The sequence below is a fragment of the Terriglobales bacterium genome, assembly GCA_035487355.1.
In the GTDB taxonomy this organism is placed as follows: Bacteria; Acidobacteriota; Terriglobia; order Terriglobales; family Acidobacteriaceae; genus QIAW01.
Genome location: DATHMF010000071.1, coordinates 1 through 24,493 on the forward strand (window position 1 = coordinate 1; position 24,493 = coordinate 24,493).

Consider the following 24,493-nt stretch of genomic DNA (forward strand, 5'->3'; position numbering starts at 1 on the left):
ATGTCGGGCAGTATGTCCAGGTAATGCTGGACGACGATCTTGTACTGCATCTCACTAAACAACTACGTACTGAGTGTCCGTAGACGTTCTGTACGTGCCGTGATGTCCCCAGGGCATGGTCAGAACTTTATATCAATCGCCGATGAACTTTCCACGACCGAAACGAAAACCCCCGCGCTTCGCGAAAAACGCGCGGAAGGGTGGGCCACCCGGCCACGCCCGTCCGTTAAATCTGTACACTAACTATGAATCCGTTCTAACATTTTGAAGGAGGTATTCTCATGGCTACTTCGGAACAAAATGAGGCCATTGGTCAATTCAAGCTACTACGGCTCGAAAAGAAAATGAAGCTGCTTAAAGCCACACATGGCCCGAGGCATTCGTCAACGATCACCGGCATTATTACGGGTTTGTCGGCTCCAATCGTCGTGATTCTCTCCGATAAATTCTTTCCACACAACTATGCATTGATGCTCCTATTGCTCTTGCTTCCCACAATTTGGTCCGTCGGTTACGAAGCCAGAAGGGCGAATTCGAGGCTTGACGCTCTTCTCCAACTCATTGGCGACGAAAATTTGGTGAATGAGAAAAACTGAGGTCAAGTGAAAGCCTACGCCGTGAAATTTGGAGAGGCAGCGTGGGCCATCCCGGTCATGCTCCGGCATAGGGATGATAGAACGGTATAGAATCATTCGACGCGGATTTCGGCGGCATTTTAGGAGGCGCTCATGACCGACAATCTGGAACAGCTTGAGAAAGATTGGCCGGAACCAAGACCCAAGCCTATTTCTGCTCAGGCTGTAGTGAAGATGCAGTTGGCAACGGCTATTTTTGCTTCGGCTGTCGCTGCACTCCTTGGGGTTGACCGGATAATCCATCCATTGCACCCAGCAGACAGGTGGGTTCTGGATGTCATTGGTCTGACTCTTGTGATCGTGCTTCCCTGGTTGAGCGCCATTGTTACTTACCGCCGAATTAAGAAAGTCGTAGCATCCGGCAGTTCACCATCGGACGTTCTGCTGTACATACGCTACCAAGGCGTCCAGATGCTCACTTCGATGTTTGGCGTGCTGCTGCTGCTCATCATGCTCATTCCCCGCGGCTAATTACATTAGCCCTCAAACCTCGCGCCCCAGACGACTGGGTGGCCTACCCCGGCATTCCCAGCCCCGGTTAGGGGCGGCGTATTATAGCCCAGCACTTCCAGTGCTGGGTAAGCTAAACAAATGGAGCCGAGTCCCGCAGGGACGACGCCAGAAGGATGCAACCTCATGGCACATTCTTTCGTGAACAACAATCTGCATTGTGTTTTCAGCACAAAAGAGCGGCAGAACCTGATCCGTCCCGAATTCGAGCAACGTTTGTGGAAACTCGTCGTCTCCGTGGCGGCCGAGCGCGGCATGAGAGTTCCGGCCATTGGCGGCATCGAAAATCATATTCACATCCTGCTTTCTGTTCCGGCGGTGTTGCCCTTGGCAAAAGCCATCCAGAGTATCAAGGGAGTCTCTTCCAAATGGATCAACGAAAAATTTCCCGGACACGGCAGATTTGCCTGGCAGGAGGGTTACGGCGCATTCAGCGTGAGCGCTTCCCAAATTGAAAACACGATCCGATATATCAGGAACCAGAAGAAACATCACCGGAAACAGACCTTCGAAGAAGAATATGTTTTGTTTTTGAAAAAGAACGGCATGGAATACGACGAGCGCTTTGTATTTGCATAGAGCGGGCGTCGTCCCTACGGGACTTGGAACACTCTGGCAACTCTACCCAGCACTGGAAGTGCTGGGCTATAATGCGCCGTCCCTTCCGGGACTACAAACCATACCGGCCTCGCACGCGCTCAAGTGCGACTTCGAAGATGTCGCGAGCTTGCGGCGTGCCCAGCAGTTGAGCTCGACGGTGACAGGTGAAGTTGATGGGTGAGCGGAGGGAGAGCGCTGGACCGCGCGAGCCCGACGCGAGGGCGCAGCAGCCGCATTCTGACTGCGTAGCCCTTAGATGGAAGTCCAAGTCACCGGTTTGCTGAAAGCGCTCGAGTCCCCAGGGCATGGTCAGAACTTATATCAATGCGTTATGGATTTTCTACTGCGAAGATGAAAACCCCCACCCTCCGCGAAAAACGCGCGGAAGGGTGGGCCACCCGGCCGGCTTAAGCTGTGTGTAGAATCCTCTGAGGAACAGATTGTTCGACTGATTATGTTGAATGCAGACGACGATAAGACAATTAAATCGCTTAATTTACTCCGGCGGGTGGTAACTGAGTCAACCCGACCTGTTGTGTTCTGGATTGGTGCGGGCACAGGTTCATGGTTGGGCTATCCTTTGTGGAAGGAACTCGCTCGTCAACTAAAGCGCCATTTCACGAAGTATGTGACTGGTTTAAATCGGACTGCGTTGCAAGCAGAAATGGATTCCGGTGACTTTCCAGCGTTCTTTCAGATGTGCAAAGATCTTGATTCAAAGCAATACTATGATTTTCTGTCAAAGAGTTTTCCACCGATGAAAACTACAGTGGAGTACGCGCACTTCATTGACCTCGTTCAGCGGTTGGAGCCCTTCCATATTGTGACAACAAATGTGGACGAAGCATTGGAGAGTCGACTACGAAATGCAACAGTTCTCCAAACGACCAATTTGCCCCGTTCTATTGATCTCTTAAACTCTCGGGCAAGTTTTATTGCAAAATTGCACGGCTCATCCAGCGCGATTGAAGACGCGGTGTTTGCTAAGGGCGACTACGATGCGCTGCTTCAAATTAAGGGTTACTTATCATCGTTAAATCATTTATTTCTCACTTGCACAGTAATATTTCTCGGCTACAGTGTACGGGACACGTATGTTCTGAAACTTCTAGCGGATAACGTCGAAGACACGGCGTTTTTTGGAACCGGTCCACATTTTGTTACTACGACCACCGAGCGCCATGATTTGTCTAGCTTGCACCAAATCTCTTATGACTTAAGACGGCATCCTGATCATCGGGCCGCGATGACAGTCCTCGATTATGTTTGGCAAGCAAAGCTGATCGCCCAAACTGGTACACTCCCGATTGAGATATCCGATACTGTTCAGCAACCGGTTAGTTCTCCTAAGCCAAGCATCTACTACATCTCTGATTTCAAACCTCCGGGAACATGGCACGACTTTAGCGCTGCGAGCATTTTGTCACACGATACAGGCGCTACAGGGCACATAACGATTGGGTTGGGATTCACAAATGAAGAAATTCCATCAGCGGTGACTACCGCACCTCATGATTTGGTAGTAGGACTGATTTGCTTTGACTACGTCTATCTACCACTCATCGCAGCATCGGCATTATTTCAACTCGTGGGCGAAGAGCTTTTGAAACGAATATTGGAAGAGGACGTAGTTCGTTTTTTGCATACTGAGAATGAGATGTCAGCCATTTTTGCTGAGGGCGAGGTTCTAGGAGTCATTGACTTGATTCAACCTAAAAGCATGGACGGTCTTCAGCCGCAGTCCCCTTCGGAAGTTATCAGTCGCCATTTTTCACCGAAACCAGGTCAGGAAGAACCGGCAAACAAGATCCTGCAGGACATGGAGTCCAAGGTTATCATTTTCAAAGACAGCGTAAAGCTCGATATAGCTCCGTTTACCAGAAACTGTTTATTGATGCCTGGAATTTCTAGATTGTTGGGAATTGGGGAAGCCATTTTGCCATCTCAGGTGCCGATTTGGTTGAAATTCCCATATCTGCGGCTCGCGCACTTAGTTCATACAGGTGTATTGTGCGACAAACTGAACATGATCGCCACCAAGCTGCCTTTCGGTGGAGTACAACTAACCACAGCTGCATTCGGTATCAGAATAGCCCAAGAATGGAGTGATGAATACGCTAGCTATGCAGTCACCCGTAATTTTAATTCTGATCTCGGTACGTATGTACTCCAGCAGCCGCAAATAATCAGCAGCATATTGCAATTTCGTAGGTCATCAGAAGGAGAAGCACTTCGGAAAGAAGTCAAGGAACAGCTATTGAGCCATGAAGGAACAGAATTCGCTACGTCTGTGAACGCAGGCCTCAGACGGAATATCCCAATGACGGTGCTCCAAAGAGCTCACGATAAGCTAGCTATCTTGATGACGACCAGTGGACGAGCCGCCACCACTTCAGCGGTTTGGTCATCTCGTTTGTTGCTGGACGACACGACGTACCTCTGGCGTAAGAAGGCACTGCAGACGCTTCTTGACCTATGCAGAGAGAAGGGGATTACGCAAAACGATCCGTGTGTGTGTGGCTCCGGAGACAAGTTATATCAATGCTGCATGTTTCCTCTAAATCAATGAATACGCTCAGACATTTGCCGCTTGTCTACAAAAAGCCCCGCATCTCTGCAGGGCTCTGTATTTCTTTGTAGTTCCCAGCAGAGACGTAGCGAGCTACGTCTCTACGAAGCGGTGAAGCGGTTTGATGCGGTTTTTTAGAACCCGCCCATGCCGCCGTGTCCACCCGGCATTGGAGCTTCCTTCTTCTCTCTCGAACGTTGTTGACGTTTCATTCTGGCGGCCACTCATAGGGGAACATTTTTCCCGCGTCCTCGGGGCTGAGTTTGACTCCCAAGATCTGGGCGGCGTGCGCCAGGACGGGGTCGTGGCCGCTGGCCAGGTCCGCTGCCGTGGGCAACGAAATCTCGTCCGGCGTTACTCCAGTGTGCTCCAGGCTTTTGCCGTCGCTCATAATCAGGTCGGCCCTGGTGATGGATGCGCCGAAGGGAATCACGGTGTCCACACCCATGGTGTAGCTGTAGTGCCTGGCCTCCATCACGCTGCCCGAGCTCTGGTCACCGAGCACGGTTCCGCGCTTTTCAAGCTGAATCACCCGCGCAAACAGCTCCGCCGCCGAGGCTGACCTGCTATCCAGCAGCACCACCAGTTTGCCCTGAAAGGGATTGTGCCCGCCCTTGGTGATGACTGCTTCTTGCTTCGTCTCTCGTCCCACGCGATTGCCAATCTTCACGTCGTTTTCAAACATCCCTCCCAGCAGATACTTAAGCGTCTCCTCGCTGCCTCCGGGATTGCTTCGCAAGTCCAGGACCAGAGCTTTATGTTTGCGCGCCCTTCCCAGCATTCCCTCGATCTCAGACGGAGCGAAGTCGAACTCAGGCAACTTCAGGATCATCAACTCATCGCCCACCTCTACGTAGCGCGCGCGCATGAAGTGCTCCTTGTTCTCCCCCTCGCGAATCACGTCCCAGATGCCTTCTCCCGTCAGGTCTTTTATGCGCTGGCCCGCCTTCATGTTTGCCATCACATCCACTTGGCGCTCGCTGCCCGTGGGGTCGCGCAGCACCACCCGCAATCCGGGTTGCGGCCTCAGGATGTTGAATACGTATTCGATCTTCCTAAGGTTGACGCGGTCGGGCGGATAGCTGTTGATGCTCACCACCTCGTCCCCGGGCTTCACTCCTTTTGCCTCCGCATCGCTCTTAGGCTTGACCTGCGTCACGTAACAGCGTTCCCCGACAACTTGAATTTTCCATTCATAACTGTGGTGGTACGCGTGCGCAGGAGGAAGAAAAAAGGTGTGGGAGTCCTGCAGCGTGTCCAGCGCGGCCGCGACGTGCGACAACGCCATATTCATCGTCTCGGCGTTCTGGATCCTTTGCTTGTACTCGCGCAACATCGCCTCCAGGTCAACACCGTGGAATGTGGGATCGTAGTAGTGCTTGCGGAGGTCGCTGCCGATATCATCGAGCATTTGCTGCGCCCGCCCGCGATCCATGCTCGATATCTTCTCCTCCTGCTGCTTGGACCCCGCCCCACCTGCCGTGGTGGCAACTCCGAAAAGCACAACCAATACCAAGATAGAGCTGCAGAAAATTAGCTTTCTCATAAAATGCCTCATCACCCTTGGTCAGAATTCCTATATTGAAACACTCAAAGAAAGAAAAGACAATCTACCACGGAGGCACAGAAAGACAGAGAAAACACAGGCAATGTTTCCTCCGCGTCTCCGCGCCTCCGCGGTGAAGATAAAAACAAAAAGCCCCGCATTTCTGCAGGGCTTTTGTATTTCTTCGTAGTTTTCGGCAGAGACGTAGCATGCTACGTCTCTACGAAGCGGTTTCTTAGAAACCGCCCATCCCGCCGTGTCCACCCGGCATTGGAGCTTCCTTCTTGTCATCCGGAATCTCCGAAACCAACGCTTCGGTGGTGAGCATCAGCGCCGCGATGGAGCCGGCGTTTTGCAGAGCGGTGCGCGTGACCTTCGTCGGATCAATGACGCCCGCCTTCACCAGGTGTTCGAACTCACCGGTCTGGGCGTTGTATCCGTAGTCAGGGTCTTTGTGCTCGCGGATCTTGCCGACCACAATTGCGCCTTCTTCGCCCGCGTTGGCCACGATCTGGCGCAGGGGCTCTTCCAGCGCGCGCTTTACGATGTTGGCGCCGATCAGCTCATCGCCTTCCAGCTTGAGCTTATCGATCGCCGGGATGCAGCGCACCAAGGCCACGCCGCCGCCGGGGACAATGCCTTCCTCGACTGCTGCGCGGGTTGCGTGCATTGCGTCTTCCACGCGAGCTTTCTTCTCTTTCATTTCGGTCTCGGTGGCTGCGCCGACTTTGATCACGGCAACGCCGCCGACCAGCTTGGCCAACCGCTCTTGCAACTTCTCGCGGTCGTAGTCGCTGGTGGTGTTTTCCACTTGGCTGCGGATCTCTTTTACGCGGCCTTCGATCTCGACCGGCTTGCCTTTGCCTTCCACGATGGTGGTGTTGTCTTTATCCACCGTGATTTTCTTGGCGCGGCCAAGGTCCTGCAACTGAATGTTCTCGAGCTTGAGGCCCAGGTCTTCCGTGATGGCCTTGCCGCCGGTCAGGATGGCGATATCCTGCAGCATGGCCTTGCGGCGGTCGCCGAAGCCAGGGGCCTTTACGCCCACAGCCTGCAGCGTGCCACGCAGTTTGTTGACCACCAGAGTAGCCAGCGCTTCGCCTTCAACATCTTCGGCGACGATCAGCAGCGGCTTGCCGCTCTTGGCAATCTGCTCCAGGATGGGCAGCAGGTCTTTCATGGATGAGATTTTCTTTTCGTAGATAAGGATATAAGCGTCTTCAAGCACCGCTTCCATGCGCTCAGGATCGGTGACGAAGTAGGGAGAGAGGTATCCGCGGTCGAACTGCATGCCCTCAACCACGTCGAGCTGGGTTTCCATGGTCTTGGATTCTTCCACGGTGATCACGCCATCTTTGCCGACCTTCTTCATGGCCTCGGCGATGATCTTGCCGATGGTCTCATCGTTGTTGGCCGAGATGGTGCCCACCTGGGCGATCATCTCGCCGGTGACGGGCTTGCTGAGGTCATCGAGCAGTCCCTTTTTGCGCTCGCCGTGCTTGTCGATCGTGCCGCAAACCGCGGCTACGGCCTTTTCGATGCCGCGCTTCATCGCCATCGGATTGGCTCCGGCGGCAACCGTCTTCACGCCTTCGCGATAGATGGCCTGCGCCAGCACGGTGGCGGTGGTGGTGCCGTCGCCGGCTACGTCCGAGGTCTTGCTGGCGACTTCACGCACCATCTGCGCGCCCATGTTTTCCTGGGTGTCTTTCAGTTCAATTTCTTTAGCTACGGTTACGCCGTCCTTGGTGATGGTGGGCGAACCGAACTTCTTTTCAATAACGACGTTGCGGCCCTTGGGACCGAGCGTCACTTTCACGGCGTCCGCCAGAATGTTGACGCCGCGGAGGATCGCCTGTCGCGACTCCTCGCCATGTACAATTTGCTTTGCCATATCTATATCTCCTTAAATTTTTTGCGACTTCTATCGGGCCCTATCGCCCGGAATTCTCTTTGCTTCTGCTTTGGCTTCTGGCTCCTGATTTAGCTTCTAGCTCCTAGCCACTGGCTGTTTTTGATCCTTCAGATCTGAGGCTTACTGTTGCCCCACATGTTTTGAAGAATCACAGCTAATCTTTTGGGTCGAGCTAGCAGCCATTAGCTTCCTAAATCAAAAACAGCTAGAAGCTAGCAGCTAGTAGCTGCGCGTCAGCGCGCAAGCGCTAGCGCCGCGATCCCGCAGTTTCTTTTTCTTTATGAGCTTTGCCGGAGTGAGCGCCTTGCAGGATGCCGAGGATCTCCTCTTCCCGCATGATGATGTACTCTTCACCGTCAATCTTGATCTCGGTGCCCGAGTACTTGCCGAACAGGACCCGGTCGCCCTCTTTTACGTCGAGAGGGAACACCCGGCCTTCTTCGTTGCTCTTGCCCTTGCCAACGGCAATGACTTCGCCCTCCTGCGGCTTTTCTTTGGCCGAGTCGGGGATAATGATGCCGCCACGAACCGTTTCTTGGTCTTCGATCCGCCGAATTACGACGCGATCATGTAGTGGTGTAAGCTTACTTGCCATGTTTTTTCTCCTTTCAAACTCTTGATTAAAAAATATAAACTCGTTGAATTGATTGACCTTACGCAGACTTGTTAGCAGTCAGTACTACTGAGTGCTAATTGTAGCCTGAATGAATTTCGTCTGTCAAATAGTTGAGTGTAAGTCACTCAAGGTGAAGCACTCAGCAATCAGTACTCAGCGTTCAGCTAAATCGGCTTCCACTTCTTTGAAGACTGGCCTTTGGGATCAGCGTTGATCCGCGTTCATCCGCGGCAGAAGTTCTTAGTTTTTCTCTGCGGTGGAAAAAGTGATATCACTTTGCTAATTCCTCAGGAATTGCAGGTATCATTCTTCCAGGCATTCAAGAATGCTTGGTTGGCTTCAGGTCTTTGAAAAACTTACTGCCCTGCTGGGATGAAGATGAACATCAGCGACAGCTTGAAACTGCGAGCTTAAAGTTTACCGATCAGTATCTATCCAGCAACCGCGGACTATTTATCCTCATTACTTCTCCCCCTCTCATATATACCTGAATTGGAATGACTTAACTCGACTGAGACTACTTCAAGTAATGGGGGGAGGGGGGACTACTTATCCGTGACAATCACATGTTACTAGAAAGATAATAGGCCAGAAAAAGCAACCGCAAAACCCCCAACTCTAGGCTAGCTTGAACTGCGCTTGCTTTTCTAATCCGCGCGATCGGCGAAATCCGCGGTGTGCTTTTCCTGAGGACTGAGGACTGACAACTGAGGACTATTTGAGGAATGTGTTTAGCGGTACAATGAGCTCATGAGATCCGCCATCCTGCTGCTCCTTTCGGCATTGCTGGCTGTGCCTGCGTTCGCAGGCGAAAAAGTTTATTCGACCCTGAAGTTTGTGATCCTGAAAGATGGCAATGGCAAGCCGGTGCGCAACGCCTCGGTGATCTTGCATCCGGTGGATAAGAACGGCCACCAGAATAAAGGCGGCATCGAGTTGAAGACCGATCAGGATGGCAAGACCAATATGGATGGCGTCCCGTACGGCAAGCTGCGCGTGCAGGTGATTGCGCCCGGCTTCCGCACCTACGGCGAAGATTTCGAGATCAACCAGCCCGAGCAGGAAATCACCATCAAGCTGCAAAAACCCTCAGACCAATACTCAATCTACAAATAAAGTACTCGGTACCCAGAAAAAGCCTGCCGCGAATTTCACCGATCACGCGGATTGAAGAGAGAGCAACGGTTCCCGTGAGGTTTTTTAATCGCGTTGATCTGCGCAAAATCTGCGGCGAAAAGTTTTTGTGCTTTTCTCTGTGTCTCGGTGGTGAAATCAATTCCTACGGAGCGCCCATGATCATCGCCCGACGCATGGGGCGCAGGTAGATCCTCACAGAATTCTGTGCAGTATTATTGCTGAGGTCTGGGTCAGCGGTAGTCGAGGAGATGACCGAAGCCGTGGTCTTCAGGTCATGCGTAAGCGGAGCCAGGATCGTCACATGAAAGCTGGCTTGCGCAGAGGTGGCCAGCGCCGAGCTGGTGCACACTACGGGACCTGATCCGGTGCAGGCGGCGTCCATGGCGGTGATGCGTACCTTTATTGGGAAAGTCAGTGTCAGTGTTGCGACCGTGGTGGTAGGACCGTTGTTGGTCACGGTTGCGGTGTAAGTCAGCGGCGCGCCGACTGCCACATATCGCGTAGAAGGCGAGCGAGTGAGTGTGGCGGCAAGATCTGCGCTGGGGAGCACGTGCAATATTAGCTGCTGACTATTGTGTGTAAGCGTGCCCGGGTCGGAGCCGGTGGCGATGAGATTAAAGGTGTAGTCGCCGTTGCTATTGCTGCTGGCGTTGATGCTGAACGCGGCTCCGCCGCCGGTGGGCGCCACAGGTGACGCTGCCGGACACGTAGGCGGAGCGCCGATGCCGCAGCTCACCGTGACCTGATAGTTGTATCCGTTTTGCGCGGTCAGTGTGCCGTTAAAGCTCGCGGTCTGGTTCGTCGTGACCGTCTGCACAGGATTGGACACCGAGACTGCAAAATCGGCGACGTGTAACGTGACTTGCTGTTGATGCACGATCGCTCGCGAGTCAGAACCAGTGGCCACGAGGTTAAACGTGAAGTCGCCTCCCGCGGGATTGCTGGCGGTGACGCTGAAAGCTGCTCCGCCCGGGGTAGGCGTAACCGTTGTTGGAACGCAGGTGGCCGGTGCGCCACTGCCGCAGGTCACAGTGACCGCGCTGCTGTACCCGTTGAACGCGGTCAGCGTGCCCGTGAAGGTTGCGGTCTGATTGGCCAGCACCGTTTGCACAGGATTGGAAACCGAAACCGTGAAGTTGGCGGCGTCAACTACCAGCAGCGTTACGCTCTGCGCGGGCGCGGTCAGAGTAATCGTGCTGGAAGAAAAGGCGACATCGCTCAGGTGGTTGATCACGTTGGCGCTGGTGAGCTGCCAGACGTGAGCGACGCCGCTGGCTTGGAAATGCGCGAGATTAACATTCACCTGCGGGCTGACACCTGAATCTTTGTTGACCAGCATGACCGTAAGCGCGCCATCGGAAGTGCGCAGGGCAGAGAAGGCGGAAAGATGGTCGGGGTTGGGCACCGTGGTTGACACGCTGGTATCGCCGAAGGTGGATTTGTTGCCATCGTAGTTGCGGTACATCTTCATGGCTTTGTACGTGGGGGTGGAAGCGGCGGGAGTGGTCCAGCGCGCACCGATGTCAAGGCCCTCGCGCCCGAAGATGCCGTAGATGTCGGCCTGTGTAGTCGCGCCGTTGATGTTGGGTTCATCGCCCCAGTTGTATTCCGTGATGGCAGTCTTGAGTCCAGGATAGTGCTGCGCAACCCAAGTTTTCAGGCGCGGAATAAGCATAACTTTCCCGCCATCGATGCCGGTCGAGGGAATCCAACTCTGGTCAACATAGTTTGGGTCCCACAGCGACCGGGTAGATTGATTACGCAGAGTCTGCTTCGCCGGTGAATCGTCATTACCGTATTCGCCGCCTTGGGGATAGTAGTGGACGCTGAATACATCAAGCAAGCGCTTGCCGTTGGCTATCTCATATTGATGGAACTGGTCGAGTAGCCAGGGAAGATAGTACTCATTGTTATGCGCCACCTTGTCCGGAGTGCTGTAGTTGCCCTGGCCAAAGAGTTGCTGGTCTTTGCCACTGAAGAAGTAACCGTCCCATCCCCACTCCTCCGGACCAACCACAATCGCGTTCGCATCGACCGACTTAACCGCTAAAGAGTAGTCGCGCATCTTCTGGTATAGCTCATCCATGCCGGGGCCCATGGGATGAACGTCGCGGTGCGTGCCCTGCCATATGCTGTGCTCGTTGTCGAGGATGTAGTATTGCAATCCACCTGGGGCCGCACCCCATTTGTTCACGATGTGCTGCACCCAGGCCTGCTGAATACTTGTGCTGTTGGGCACATTGGCATCATTGGGATCGGCGCCTGGTATCGGACTTCCATTCGTATACAGCCCGTTGCCGCAATTGGAGTCGTATATATCGAATGACTGCTGCGAAGGGAACTTGGTTCTGGGATAACTGCACGGAAAGGGATGGTTCGGGCCCGCCTTGGCGATCCAATCAATGATAGGGATGGTCATCATGGGTTGGGCGCCGTTGTTTTTGGAGTCGGAGATGAAGTTATCGGCATCCAGGCCGGGAGCGCCGCTGCCAATGCTTTCGTAATAATAATCGGAGGCTGTGTTGTGACTGTTAGTCTGCCAGTTGTAGCGCGTGGTGGAATTGCCTCCCCAACGGTTTGCGGGAGCATTTAAATCGTTCAGTTGCGTCGTGCTGCCAAAGGCCACACCATATATAAGAGGATTAATAGGATGCTGGCTGGCGGTCGCGTCCACGCTGACGGTGACCTGGGCCGCGGCTGGCAGTGCGGACAGAAGGACCGCGCAGCAGGCAAGCAGCAGAAGCGGCCGCGCCGCAATGGCAAGGTTTTTTAAGACGAATTTGCGCATGGGAATCCCGACAGCAGGGGAGAATCCCAATTAAATGTCAGTAGGCCTAAAGCGGCAAGATACCGGAAGGGTCATGGCCGGAAGCACAAGGGCGGAGTGCTAAGGGCCATGTCCGCGAAAACGCCTCAAATTGCAGGCTTATAGGGGAAATTTCAGCCGGGGCAGGCTTAGCTTTTAGCCAAAAGGCAAGGATGTTCCATTTTACTCTTCAGTTAAGTACCCCTCCCCCCTTGTAGCTTGGGTGTGTGCTCCTTAAGTCATTGATATTTTGTTCCTACTGAGATTTCTGGAACAAGGGTTGAGTGGGTGCCGATGAGGCGCAAGTGTTGACTTATCTGTAAATAGTCAAGGATAGATAGTATTCTGCGTCTCCGACTGCGGAGGCGGCGATCCGCGATATAAATTTTTCAAAGAACCTTTAGGACAATATTCCGCCCCGGCATTCTGGAATGCCAGATACACTTTCCGAATCCATGATAATCGAGGCCACTCCAGAGATGAAGACTTTCGGTGCCAGAATGGGACCATCCTGATATCACGATTTCCAGGTTTCAAGATTACGGCGACCCGGGCGGCAGCCACTGCTCGGGGTTTTCCAGGTGGTCCGGGGCGCGCACGATGTGCGGGGTCACAATCACCAGGATTTCGTCTTCAGTATTGTTCTTATCGCTGTGGCTGGTGAGGTCTCCGAAGATGCGGCTGAGGAAAGGCATGCCGCTCAGGCTGCGTTGCTGGTCGCGGGAAATTGTCCCTACCACCAGTGCTGCTTCGCCATCCTTTAAGCGCACGGTGCCGGTGAATTGGTGGTTGGAGATTACCGGCACATTGTTGAAACTTGTTCCACTCAGCGAGCGTATGCTCAGGTCCAGATCGAGTGTCACCTCAGCTTCTTCCCGTCTTGGGGCCCGCGGCACAAGCTTCGCATTCGTGTCAGTGGCGTTCGTGGCGGAGTCGTCAGTATTGGGGACCATGTGCATGTGGATGAGCGGCTTGGCCTTCAGCGTTATCCCCAGGTCCTCATACGAAAAAGACGGAAAATTCGAGACCTGCGCTCCGGGCAAGTTCAGCAGCGGGTTGGCAATGATCGGTGAATAAACCGCATTTTGAATGGGGAAGCGCTCACCAATCTGCATGGTGGCGGTTTGTCCTTGAGCAGCGCGCAGCACAATGTGCTCCAGGTTCTTGACCCAGGAGGTATTAAAGCTCAGGTTTGCACTTACCGGCGGGATTACAACCGCGGAGAGGGTTTTTCCACCACCAAAAATAACAAAAGGTTGTTTGAGGAGCTGGGAAACTTGCGAGTTCTGCTGATTTTGAAGCTGCGCCAGCAAGGCATTGATGGCCTGCTGGTTGTCTGGCGTCAGCCCTCCATTTTGCAGAATCTTCTGAATCTGGCTCTGGATATCAGGCTGATTCAGCGCAGAAAGCACCGCGGCCGAGACGTTAATCAATTGGAACTGCGAGGGTTGGACAAAACCCATATTGCTCAGCAGGGTGTGATTTACCTCATAGGCCTGAACGTCAAGCATGACCTGGGGCCGCGCCAGGTTCAGGTTGCCGATGAAATCGGCGGCGGCATCGAGGGTAAAGCGCGAGGCGCGTACCGTAATGGTTGACTGCGACTGGTTGGCAACCACCCAATGAATCTCATAAATGCTGCGCAGAAGAGCGACCAACTCGTTTATGGTTTCCGGCGTGGAGGCATCGGGGATATAAAACGTGCGCAGAATCATGTGGTCGTATTGCCGGCGGTTGTCGGGCGTGTCGTTAGCGAAGAAGATCTCTTTTTCCGAGAGCGCTGTCCACATGGCATGGGCCTGCGGCGCGGCGGCGGCGATGGCCTGCTCAAACGATGCTTTGTTCATCTCGAGCGAGACCGCGAGAGGGGTAAAGTTCTCGTCGAAAACCGGCGTCAGGCCGTAAAGATCGGCGAGGCGCGTCATCAGGGCGCGGCTGTCGCCGCGAAAGTGAATGTCCTTAAGCTGCGGAGAGGGCCGCAAACGTAGTTCGCCCGATTGCTCGCTGATCTGCTCCAATGAAGCGGGAGGAGTGGGGACCTCGGAGACGAGTTCGTGCAGGCGTTGCGCAGCGTAGTCGTTGGCGGGGTCGAGCGCGAGCGCGGCCTGGAACTCAGCCATGGCTTTTACGCGCCGCTCTTCTGCCGTCAAATTCCTGGATTCATCGGCTGTCAGTATGGCGGTGTTGCCGTTTTTCAGATGATCAGAGACCAGCTTTTGCCGCATAAGCTCGCGGGCGCTGACGTACTGGTTGTTTTCCGGATTAAGGCGTGCCGCTTCCTGAAAGCTGGAAAAAGCCTCGTCATATTGTTTTTGCTGTTCAAATTTGACTCCACGCTTGAAGGCAGCGCGGGCAGCCTTGGTGTCCTGTTTGGAAGCGGCGGCGTGACCCTGGGCGGCCAGAGCAAACGACAAGACGAGAACAGCAAGAAAACGCATGAGAGGAAATTGTACAGTGAATTGAGATGCACGTATGAACGCTTTAGTTCCTAAGGCGATTGATTTGGTGTCAAATTTAGTTCTGCCTCACAAATAGTCGTTCAACATTGCTTGCGCGCCCAGTGGCGGGGTCACACTCGATGACCACGGCGGCAAGGCGCACATCTCCAGTGGCGGGCTCAAAGCGTTGTGGCATGTTGTTGAGGAAGCGTTGCAAAATTTGCTCTTTATCTACGCCGATGACGCCATCGTAGGGGCCGGTCATACCCACGTCGGTCTGGTAGGCCGTGCCCTTGGGCAGTACACGCTCATCCGCGGTTGGGATGTGAGTATGCGTGCCGATGACGGCGGTCACGCGGCCATCGAGGTACCAGCCCAGGGCGACTTTCTCTGAAGTGGCTTCGGCGTGCATATCCACGAAGATGATCTTGGCTTTGATCTTTTCCAGCAGCGCGTCGGCGGTGCGAAAAGGATCATCATTGCTTCCCATGAACACGCGTCCTTGCAGGTTGATGACGGCAAAATCATGCCCAGAACGGGAAACGCCCTCAAAGACCCCGAAGCCCGGAGTTCCGGCGGGATAGTTGGCCGGACGCAGCACGCGATGCGCCATGCCATCCTGATTGCCGGCGGCCCGCTCGAAAAATTCGATGATCTCTTTTTTGTCCCAAATGTGGTTGCCGGTGGTGAGCACCTCAATGCCCAGACCGAGCAACTCTTCCACCAGCGGCGGCGTAATGCCGAAGCCGGCGGCTGCGTTCTCTCCATTGGCCAGCACCAAATCAACCTTGTGATTGCTGACAAGCATGGGAAGCTGGTCGCGGACGATAGTGCGTCCGGGGCGTCCAAAGATGTCGCCGATGAAGAGAATGCGCATTATTACGATACTAGCATCTGAATAGCTCCAAGCTTCAAGGAGTTCTTCGGCTGAGCAGTCAGCAGTTCAGCGGTCAGCACTCAGTAATCAGAGGAGGACGGTGTGGAAATTAGTTTGCAGGTACTGATGTCAAACTTGAAACGTTTCTGCATTTTGTAGTCACTATCTTTGTGGACGTATGATAGTGTACCGCCATACAGGCCAACCTTAGAGATAGCCGCTACGGCACTCAGGAGTTGCCTGACACGATTGCAAATTGATACCAAAAATCTCGACATTTCCGACAATTTGAAAACAGGAGGGAGAAGCCCATGCGCTTCCAAAGCTGCTCTATGAATCATCAAATGTTCCGGTATCTTCACAGTTTTTTTCTCGTCATTCTGTTGGTTGGGCTCATGGGGTCTGTGTTGGCGTACGGCCAAGTAGACTATGCAACCGCTACCCTGAAGGGTGTGGTGGTGGACCCCCAAGGAGCCGTAGTCGCCGGAGTGAATGTCAGTGCTACTAATTCCAGAACGGGAATCGTAAAGTCGGCCCAGACGGATTCGCAAGGCCGCTATCAGATTCCGGCGTTGCCTCCGGGGGCCTATGAGATCAGTTTTGCGAAGCAGGGCTTTTCCAAGGAAGTTGTGAAAGACGTCGTGCTGACCGTTGGCCAGACCCTGGTCTACGATGCGCATTTGAAACCCGGGACCAGTGAGACGGTTGAAGTCACCGGAGAGAATGTCGAACTGATTCAAACCGAGCAGACGCAGCAAGCCAACACGATCAATGATCGCCAGGTTGAATATCTGCCCAACATTGACCGCAACTTTACCAACAACGTTTACACCGTGCCCGGGGTCAGCAACTCTGAGGCGACGCGCAGCCAGACTCCGGGGTTTACGCCATACTTGACGACCGGGTTTTCGATTGGCGGCAGCAACGGACGCAATAACCTTTCTACGATTGACGGCGGCGAGAATGAGTATGGCACCGGGCAGTACAGGATCACCAACTATCCTGTGGATGCGATCCAGGAGTATCAGATCAACCGCAACGCCTTTAATGCCGAGTTCGGATTCACCGATGGAAGCGCCATCAACATTGTGACCAGGACCGGTGGCAACCGGTTCCATGGAGATGTCCACGGCTTTTTCCGCAACCAGGACACCAGCGCGGCAAATTTCTTCAACGGGTTTCAGGGAAGGCCGAAGGCCTTCAGCCAAAACCTGTATGCGGGCGGCACATTCGGCGGACCGATTGTGAAGGACAAACTTTTCTTCTTCATGGCCTATGAGTTTCAGAGACAGGACACACCTATTTTTAACGTCCTACTCAATACTCCTCAAGCGCAGGGCATCAGCGCGACCGGAATCGGACTCGGAACAAACTGCGCCGGGCCGACGCCAACCACACTCAACCCGAATCTGGACCAACTGTGTTATATCAATGCATTGAAAACATCGGGCAATCCCTTTCTGGTGGGATTTGCCAACGGAGTCACACCGGGATTGACGCCGACCAACAATCCCTCCTTGGTGAAGTTACTCACTCGCGACGATGGGATATTCAGCAATCCAGATAGATTGCACAATGCTACTGCTCGCCTCGATTATCAAGCCGGAACCAAGGATTCCCTGAGTTTTCGCCTGACCTATGCGCACAACAACTTCAGGGCGCCACAGCAAGGTATTGTCAATGGGTCTCCTGACGGCGAGGCCCTTTTCGCGAGAGATTTCAGCGCACTTGGCACGTGGACCCACGCCTTCGGAGATAATCTGGTCAACCAGGCGCTGGTGCAAGTTGTGCCGCGAAACCGGTTTGAGGAGCTTCCTTTGAACCCTGGCCTCGGCGTGCGTGTGAACCTTGGCGTTCTGGGACCGGTCGGAAGCCCTGCCCTGGTCCCCTATCGGGGCCACCAGCAGCGTTACCAGTTCGAAGACAACCTTACCTTGAGCAAGGGAGCGCATACGTTTAAAATCGGGGCCTCTTACCGGGCAGCAAATTATCACGTGGAAAATGACCTGTGGTTTAATCCGCAGTTTGATTTTAGAGACTCGGTCATTCCACTCATAAACCTCGCGCCGCCAGCAGTTCAGGCGCAACTGGTGGGATTCAATCTGTCTCACGGACTTCCATCAACGGGTGCGGCAAGCACCAATCTGAGTGGAGCCCAATCCTTCGCTTTTGGGATTCCTGCTGACATGCTGGCAGGATTTAATAATCCTGTGTGGCAGGGATGGGGGCACTATTTCGGAGCCTACGCGCAGGATACCTGGAAGCTCAATTCTCGGCTTACGATGAACGCCGGCGTACGCTTCGACGTTGACGGCGAGCCGTCGCCCCTGAGTACCAGCTTCTATGCCTCTCCGCGGCTGGGTTTTGCCTGGGACCCCTTCGGCGATCACAAGACGGTTTTCCGAGCCGCTGGAGGTATTTATTACGCGCCGGTTGATGTGCTGATTCCAATCTACGGTTCGTTGCTGAATGGCAGCGGAAGATACATCAATGAAGTGGTATCAGTGCTGAGTCCCACGGACCCGACCGTCGCCAAGCTTTGGCAGTTGGGTGTCGCACAAGGCAATCTGCCCTTCGGACAGCCAACGGCCGCACAGTACGCTGCTGTCGGCATCAACACTAATGCGCCAGGGGCAAGTGTGGGTTACAGTGTTACTTCCAACTACAAGAACCCCTACACCGTGCAGGCCAGCTTCAGCTTTGACCATGAGCTGGCAAAAAACCTATCTCTCGAGATCGGATATAACATGTATCGCGGCATCCATCTACAGATGCCGCTGGAGACGGCTTATACCGAGATTCCAGTCGGTTCTCCGTTGTGTCCCCCGCCCTCTGTCACCATTTTCGCAGGATGTCACGACCAAAGTGGCGGGCCGCTCTACGCGCCTGTTACCGGCCAGCTACAGCATGTCACATACTCTTCCATCGGAAATTCGATCTATCATGGCATGACGACTTCGCTGACCAAACGCTACAGCAATGGGTTGCAATTTCAGGTCAACTATACCTGGAGCAAGACCATTGACGATGTCATTGATTTCTCCAGCTTCCAGGCCTGGTTCCGGCCGAGCCGCCTGAGTACATATCGGGCGACATCAGTCTTCGATGTTCCGCATATTTTCGTGGCCAATGCGGTCTATACAACTCCGTTCAAGGCAAATGAAGGAAACTGGTTTACCCGGGCGCTGGCCGACATTTCGCTTGCTCCCATTGTGACTGTGCGCAGCGGATTGCCGTTCTCGGTCAGGACACCCAGCCTGGTGAACAAAATAAACAATCAGACGCTGGACAACAACTTCGCCATCCCGTTCGGCGCGCGGCGTGACAACAACCGTGGTGCTGCCTATGCCACGACTGACATGAGATTCACCAAGGCTGTATTCTTCAACCGCGACCGCGGAATCAGGGTGGACTTTATCGTGGAAGGCACCAATATTTTCAATCGGACCAACTTCAACCAGGTCAACGATGTATTTGATGTGAACGGCTTTACTTCGACCGTGGCGTTGGCCAACGGTCAGACGCTTAACCTGCTGACCGGACCTTACACCGGACTGCATGGCGTGAAGCCACACAGCATTAAGGACCTGAAAACGCCTCTCTCGTTTATACAGGCTGACGCTGCGCGCCAGATTCAGTTTGGGATCAAGATAGCCTTCTAAGAGAATTGGTAATTGTGTAATCGGGTAATTGCAGAATTTGTTGTGATTTTGCATCATCCCGGTTGCACAATTACCACTTGCATGGCGTTTATTGTTCCGCCTGAACGCGAATGAGGCGCAGCATCTCTTTGCGAATCCATCCGGAAAACGGGCCGACTACGCTCCAGTAAAGCCGAAACTTGCGCCGGGCGCCGGAGCCAAAAGTCTGGATGCGAGTTTCAGTCGAGAGCTTTGTTTGATCAGGCGAAGGTGAGCTTAGATGGAAGTTCCACAGTGCCTTGGCATATCCCTCTGTCTGGAAGGCAAGAATTTCCCCTGCTGAGAGACTTCGTAGAACACCACTGTCTGGACGCCAGAAGCGGCCTACAACGCCGATGACAAGCTCTTGGTTTTCTACCCGCGCTACCTCCATGAAACCCGCCTGCCGCATTCGCTCCGTCAGACTTTGTTTAGGATCGGGCTTGCGAGAGCGGCGGCCAAGAGTACGTACGCCCATCAAAAAACGGATGACGCCCGACTGGGAAAAATCCACATGCTGCAATACGGCAAAGGTGCGTGCAGGAGAGGCTTTGATCAAAGTTTCATAGCGAGCGGCGACATCGTAGCGCGGCATCAGAGCGTCGATCTGCATGCTCAGTTCACCAACTCGGCAGTCTTGAGAAAGCCGTAATCACCACTGGGCATCACAGTTAAGTTTTTGACGCGGCGATTGTGGACCAGAACGTTGTCCAGGTACCACAAGTTCACGTAAGGCACGTCTTCTGCCAGAATTTTCTGCACCTGATCGTATAACGGCTTTCGTTTTTGTGGATCAACTTGTTCCCGCGCCTGGTTCAGGAGCGAATCCACCTGGGGATTGGAGTAATAACCACGGTTGGCGCGCTGCGGAGGAATGCTGGAAGAGTGGAAGACATACTCAAAAATATCCGGGTCCTGATTGCCGCCGATCCAGCGCAAGGAGAATATCTGGAAGGCGCCCTTGGTGATCTCGGAAAAGAACGTGGCAAACTCGAGCGTGCGGATATCGAGCGCAATACCCACATCGCGCAATTGCTGCTGCAAGACTGCGGCCAGCAGGCGCGTGGTTTCTTCGGTGGAGGTCTTCATCAATAGATGAAAGCGAACCCCGCTCGCGCCGGGAGGGTGCCCGGCCTGGTCGAGCAGTTCGCGAGCACGCGAGGGATCGTAGTTGTAGTGGCGCACATTGCCGTTGTAAGCCCAGCTCTGCGGTGGAAGAACGCTGCTGGCGGGCTCGGCCTCGTCTCTCCACAAGTAGTGAATCATGGGCTCGCGGTTGATGGCATAGGCAATCGCCTGGCGTACGCGCACATCTTTCAAGATGGGATCGCGCAGGTTGAAAGCCAGGTAGCTGTAAATGCTGCCGGAGGCAATCTCGATCTGGAGATTGGGTTCGCGGCGCAGAGCCACAACTGTATCCGCGGTGAGAGAACCGCTGGGCGCGATATCCGCGCTGCCTTTACGCAACTCAAGCGCACGCGTGGTGGGATCGGGAATGACGGCGAAACGTACACGCTCAATGCGGGGACGCAGGCTAGCGTCCCAGTAGTCGGGATTGCGCTCGAGAACCACTTCCTTGTCCAACTCCTGGCGCACAAAGCGAAACGGGCCGGAGCCAATCGGGTTGCGATTGAAGTCGGCGCCGCTGTCATAGGGCACAATCCCAATGCCACCCTCGGAGAGGTTCCACATCAAAGTAGCATCGGGTTCTTTAAGGTGAAAAATAACGGTGGCATCATCGGGGGCTTCGATGCGCTCTACATGTTTGTAAGTCGCGGTCTTGGGGCTGGGCAAGACGTGGTTCAGCAAGGAGTCAATGGTGTACTTCACATCGCGCGAGGTCAGCGGACGTCCATCGTGAAAGCGCACGCCTTGCCGCAAATGGAAGATATAAGTCAACGGATCGGGAATCTCCCAGCGCTCGGCCAGCATGGGCTGCAAGTTGAAGTGCTCATCGCGGCGAAAAAGCGCATCGAAGATCAACATATCAATGCGCTCGGATTGCGCGTCCAGCCCCACGCGGGGATCAAGATTGGTTGGGCTGCTCTCGATGATCATGACCAAGGTGTTGGGGTCGGCGCGGCGCGTGCAGCAAGTCAGAAGCAGAGGAAGCGCGATCGCGGCCAGACAGCGAAGACGGAGCATGCCTTCATTAAAACACGATTAAGACAAAAACAAATTAGCAGCAGATGAAACGCAGAAAACCGCAGATTTTCAAGATTTTCGAGCCTATGGGCAAGATGCCCACGGGACAGCCGGCGGGACGCCGGCGCTACTCAACCACAGCCGGGACGGCTGTGCCACACGATCATAACCACCCAGTACTGCTTCTGCTATGGAAACGAAATCTTCCCCAGAATTGCTGCCCGTTTGGCCCCGGTGGCAGAAGGAATATTTCCCGGCTGGCGGTGCCAGGTCTGATAGGCGAGCAGCGCGAAGGCGATGGCCTCTTTGGCCTCGGAGGGGATGCCGAAGTCATCCGAAGGTTTAAGTTTGAGTTTCAGCGGCGACAGCCGTTCTTGAATCATGTGCATGAGTGTGCGGTTTTTTGCTCCTCCGCCGGAGACAATAAACTCCTGAAAAGAATTAGGGCGCATCACGTAACGCTGCAAGGCGTGTTGAATGGAAGCGGCGGTTAGGGCAGTTGCTGTGGCTACGATATCTACTTTTCTTACACTGGCTTTTCTATTTTTCTTACACCAATGCATAAACTGCTGTGCAAACTGGCGTCCGAACTGTTCGCGTCCAGCGGTGCGCGGCGGTTCTTGCTGGAAAAAGCTGCCACGCAGTGCTTGATTGACTATGGTTTCGAGAACCCTGCCTTGTGCAGCAATTTTGCCATTGCGATCGAAGGGCTGGCCGAAGAGTTGTTGGGTGACAGCATCAATCACCATGTTGCCCGGGCCGGTATCGAAGGCGATTACCTGTTCGGCTTTGGCGCCTGCTGGAATAGCAGTCAGATTGCCAATGCCGCCCAGGTTTTGCAGGATACGTCCGCGACGGGGATGACGGAAGAGCAGGTAGTCCAAAAAGGGAACTAGGGGCGCGCCCTTGCCTCCAGCGGCCATATCAGCCGGACGAAAATCAGAAACGACCGGCGCTCCCACGCGAGCCGCCACGACCGCGGCTTCACCGGTTTGCCAGGTACAGGCAATAGGATGGTTCAGAAACAATGCTGGTTTGCTTTGGTGATAGAGCGTCTGTCCGTGGCATCCGACGAGGTCTAATTTGGGAATGCGGTTGGTACGCCTGGCCTTGAGAATGGCTTCGGCATAAAGCTCGCCCAGAAGGAAATTCAGGCGGGCGAGATCGGCTACGTGGGCCGAAGCCGCATTCATCAAACTCAGGATTTTTTTGCGAAGAGCAGGTGTATAGGAATATTGCTCATGCGCCAGCAGGGCAAAACGTGTGTGCAGGCCGCGTCCGCGACAGCGCACAAACGCTACATTGATGCCATCGGCAGAGGTCCCGCTCATCACTCCGGCAACAATCATGTTAAGAATTTAACCACACAAAGGCAGTTACAGGCTCCAAAGTTTGCAACCGAACCACTACAGACTATTCATGAAAGCAACCAAGTCTGATCTTTCCTGTAGTGTAAGCGTCATGTGAAAGCGGGTGCGGTAAAAACTTACTACATCAGAGAGCGTTTTGGCGGAGCCATCGTGAAAATAAGGAGCGCGTGCAGCCAGACCGCGCAAAACCGTCGTCTTGAATTTCCCAATGTCTTTGCATTTGCCGGTGCTCATGGCCAGGCCGGGATCGCTGACTTGATGAATACTTTGGTCATTGCAGGTGAGTGTATAAAGCGGCATATCTGCAGTGCGAAACTGCGTGTCTCCGACGCCGATGTTGAGCAGCCTCTGCGAGGAAATGCTGCCGGCGTTGGGAGCATCATGGCAGGTAGTGCACGTACCCATGATCACTGGTTGATTGAGGTCGTCATTGAGTCCGGCAACTCCGGAAATAATCATGGTGCGGGTGTTAAAGAGTGCCTCTCCCCGGGCAATGGCCTGGCGTGCTGCCGTGAACTGGTCGGGGGGTGTACCGGAAAGATCGGTCCAGGTTTTGTAGATTCCAAAAACCTCGGGATTGAATGAAGTTCCCATAGCACCGGACACCGTGGGATCGTTGATTCCAATAAAAAAATCCTGGCTGGAAAGCGCTTGTGGGCCTCCCTGAGCATTGAGTGCATTGAGAGGACCGGCAGCGTTGTCGAAAGATTGCGCCGTAAAGAGCGAAGTTTCAAACTGAACAATCTGGTCCAATTGCTCATCGGTAGGAGGGGTTGCCGCCTGGGCGTGTCCAAGCGTAGCGTTTGTTGCCTGGCTCCTGAGATCAAAAAACGGAAATGTTCCGGTGGTCTCCCGGCCATCCCACATGATTTCACTGTTAAACCTGAGATTGGTTGACGGCAGCGGGCGGCGGTATAAAGAAAGCCCGTTGACGGAACAATTGTAAGGATCATCCACTGCAGTCAGTACAAACTCAGCGTTGGCGGGAATAGGCCTGGCGATGCGAATCAGCCCCTTCTGACGCAGCAATGTAGTCGCTGCGGTGCGAGCGGTAACAGTGGAGACATCATTCGTGGGGCAATTCGTGCCATCAACGGAATTAAATATGGGATCCAGCCCGCCGTCAACGTCAAAGCGGGCCTGAACAGCGGTGGCAGAGACGCTCCAGCCCTGGTCCAATTGATGACAGGAGTTGCAGGTGCGTTGATTCGTGCCCAGAACCTGAAAGAACGGGTTGGTGCTGGTGGGGATAGGGCCATTGAGCGACAGAGTCTGAAGCTGGCCTGAGCTGTCGCTCGTAGTAATTGTGACCGGAGCTAAAAGCTTATTGGAGCCACAGCTGGCTGCCAGCAATGCCAGGCATAGTGCGAACAGAAAAATCCGCACTCGCCTTCTCAGGCTGAGGTTATTGTACTTATTGATCACTTCGTCCTTGTTTAACTGTTACTTTAGCCCAAGTGGCTTAAATTGTGAATGATTTTTGTGCACTCGCCTGCGCAAGTTGGGCGGCGAATTTCGCCATCTCTTTGCGCGCTTTTTCCACCGAGGCAACGGAAAAGCGGGAGGGGAATTTCTTGAGCTCTTTTGCCCGTTTTTTAAACGCCAGCACACGGCCGGCAGATTCGGCAACGCGGCGGGCAAATGCCGGG

At 54.1% G+C, this 24,493-nt stretch carries 18 protein-coding genes; 6 read left to right on the plus strand and 12 right to left on the minus strand.

Going from position 1 to position 24,493, the window contains the following annotated elements:
- The first annotated feature begins 281 nt into the window (after positions 1 to 281).
- The 3 genes from VK738_12945 to tnpA all read left to right on the plus strand — a co-directional run bounded on the left by VK738_12945 (position 282) and on the right by tnpA (position 1,724).
- Complete coding sequence (locus VK738_12945; GenBank protein HTD23558.1) at positions 282 to 596, plus strand: hypothetical protein; 315 nt, start codon at positions 282 to 284, stop codon at positions 594 to 596.
- 132 nt (positions 597 to 728) lie between these two features.
- On the plus strand, positions 729 to 1,106 hold the full coding sequence (locus tag VK738_12950) for a hypothetical protein (GenBank protein HTD23559.1): 378 nt from the start codon (positions 729 to 731) through the stop codon (positions 1,104 to 1,106).
- Positions 1,107 to 1,271: 165 nt separating this feature from the next.
- Positions 1,272 to 1,724 (plus strand): IS200/IS605 family transposase, encoded by a 453-nt coding sequence (tnpA, locus tag VK738_12955; protein ID HTD23560.1) that lies wholly within the window; start codon positions 1,272 to 1,274, stop codon positions 1,722 to 1,724.
- Positions 1,725 to 1,815: 91 nt separating this feature from the next.
- On the opposite strand, the gene VK738_12960 is transcribed toward tnpA, so the two are convergent.
- Entirely contained in the window at positions 1,816 to 2,052 is a 237-nt protein-coding gene (locus tag VK738_12960) for a hypothetical protein (protein ID HTD23561.1), read from the minus strand.
- 147 nt (positions 2,053 to 2,199) lie between these two features.
- Between VK738_12960 and VK738_12965 the strand changes: the two genes are divergently transcribed.
- The gene (locus VK738_12965; GenBank protein ID HTD23562.1) at positions 2,200 to 4,314 is read left to right on the plus strand and encodes an SIR2 family protein; all 2,115 of its coding nucleotides are present in this window, start codon (positions 2,200 to 2,202) and stop codon (positions 4,312 to 4,314) included.
- A 208-nt stretch (positions 4,315 to 4,522) separates the two neighbouring features.
- Here VK738_12965 and VK738_12970 read toward each other — a convergent pair whose 3' ends face one another.
- The 3 genes from VK738_12970 to groES all read right to left on the minus strand — a co-directional run bounded on the left by VK738_12970 (position 4,523) and on the right by groES (position 8,370).
- Positions 4,523 to 5,860, minus strand: a complete 1,338-nt coding sequence (locus VK738_12970) for a S41 family peptidase (GenBank protein ID HTD23563.1) — start codon at positions 5,858 to 5,860, stop codon at positions 4,523 to 4,525.
- Between the two features lie 235 nt (positions 5,861 to 6,095).
- A complete protein-coding gene (groL, locus tag VK738_12975; protein ID HTD23564.1) occupies positions 6,096 to 7,754 on the minus strand; it encodes a chaperonin GroEL in 1,659 nt (552 codons plus the stop codon).
- Positions 7,755 to 8,022: 268 nt separating this feature from the next.
- Positions 8,023 to 8,370 (minus strand): co-chaperone GroES, encoded by a 348-nt coding sequence (gene groES / locus VK738_12980; protein HTD23565.1) that lies wholly within the window; start codon positions 8,368 to 8,370, stop codon positions 8,023 to 8,025.
- A 771-nt stretch (positions 8,371 to 9,141) separates the two neighbouring features.
- Here groES and VK738_12985 point away from each other — a divergent pair.
- Complete coding sequence (locus VK738_12985) at positions 9,142 to 9,507, plus strand: carboxypeptidase-like regulatory domain-containing protein (protein HTD23566.1); 366 nt, start codon at positions 9,142 to 9,144, stop codon at positions 9,505 to 9,507.
- A gap of 163 nt (positions 9,508 to 9,670) precedes the next feature.
- Here VK738_12985 and VK738_12990 read toward each other — a convergent pair whose 3' ends face one another.
- The 3 genes from VK738_12990 to VK738_13000 all read right to left on the minus strand — a co-directional run bounded on the left by VK738_12990 (position 9,671) and on the right by VK738_13000 (position 15,649).
- On the minus strand, positions 9,671 to 12,316 hold the full coding sequence (locus VK738_12990) for a glycoside hydrolase family 44 protein (protein ID HTD23567.1): 2,646 nt from the start codon (positions 12,314 to 12,316) through the stop codon (positions 9,671 to 9,673).
- A gap of 557 nt (positions 12,317 to 12,873) precedes the next feature.
- On the minus strand, positions 12,874 to 14,772 hold the full coding sequence (locus tag VK738_12995; protein ID HTD23568.1) for a tetratricopeptide repeat protein: 1,899 nt from the start codon (positions 14,770 to 14,772) through the stop codon (positions 12,874 to 12,876).
- Positions 14,773 to 14,848: 76 nt separating this feature from the next.
- Positions 14,849 to 15,649, minus strand: coding sequence for a TIGR00282 family metallophosphoesterase (locus tag VK738_13000; GenBank protein ID HTD23569.1), 801 nt, complete (start codon positions 15,647 to 15,649; stop codon positions 14,849 to 14,851).
- A 344-nt stretch (positions 15,650 to 15,993) separates the two neighbouring features.
- Between VK738_13000 and VK738_13005 the strand changes: the two genes are divergently transcribed.
- The gene (locus VK738_13005) at positions 15,994 to 19,311 is read left to right on the plus strand and encodes a TonB-dependent receptor (GenBank protein ID HTD23570.1); all 3,318 of its coding nucleotides are present in this window, start codon (positions 15,994 to 15,996) and stop codon (positions 19,309 to 19,311) included.
- An 88-nt stretch (positions 19,312 to 19,399) separates the two neighbouring features.
- Here the strand turns inward: VK738_13005 and VK738_13010 are convergent, their stop codons facing one another.
- The 5 genes from VK738_13010 to VK738_13030 form a co-directional block, all read right to left on the minus strand.
- Positions 19,400 to 19,942 (minus strand): hypothetical protein, encoded by a 543-nt coding sequence (locus tag VK738_13010; GenBank protein HTD23571.1) that lies wholly within the window; start codon positions 19,940 to 19,942, stop codon positions 19,400 to 19,402.
- Positions 19,943 to 19,944: 2 nt separating this feature from the next.
- Positions 19,945 to 21,474: an ABC transporter substrate-binding protein gene (locus VK738_13015; GenBank protein ID HTD23572.1), complete on the minus strand. Its 1,530-nt coding sequence runs from the start codon at positions 21,472 to 21,474 to the stop codon at positions 19,945 to 19,947.
- Between the two features lie 188 nt (positions 21,475 to 21,662).
- Positions 21,663 to 22,823, minus strand: a complete 1,161-nt coding sequence (locus tag VK738_13020) for an anhydro-N-acetylmuramic acid kinase (protein HTD23573.1) — start codon at positions 22,821 to 22,823, stop codon at positions 21,663 to 21,665.
- A gap of 57 nt (positions 22,824 to 22,880) precedes the next feature.
- Entirely contained in the window at positions 22,881 to 24,269 is a 1,389-nt protein-coding gene (locus VK738_13025; GenBank protein ID HTD23574.1) for a hypothetical protein, read from the minus strand.
- 37 nt (positions 24,270 to 24,306) lie between these two features.
- A partial coding sequence (locus tag VK738_13030; protein HTD23575.1) for a hypothetical protein occupies positions 24,307 to 24,493 on the minus strand: 187 nt, incomplete at its 5' end.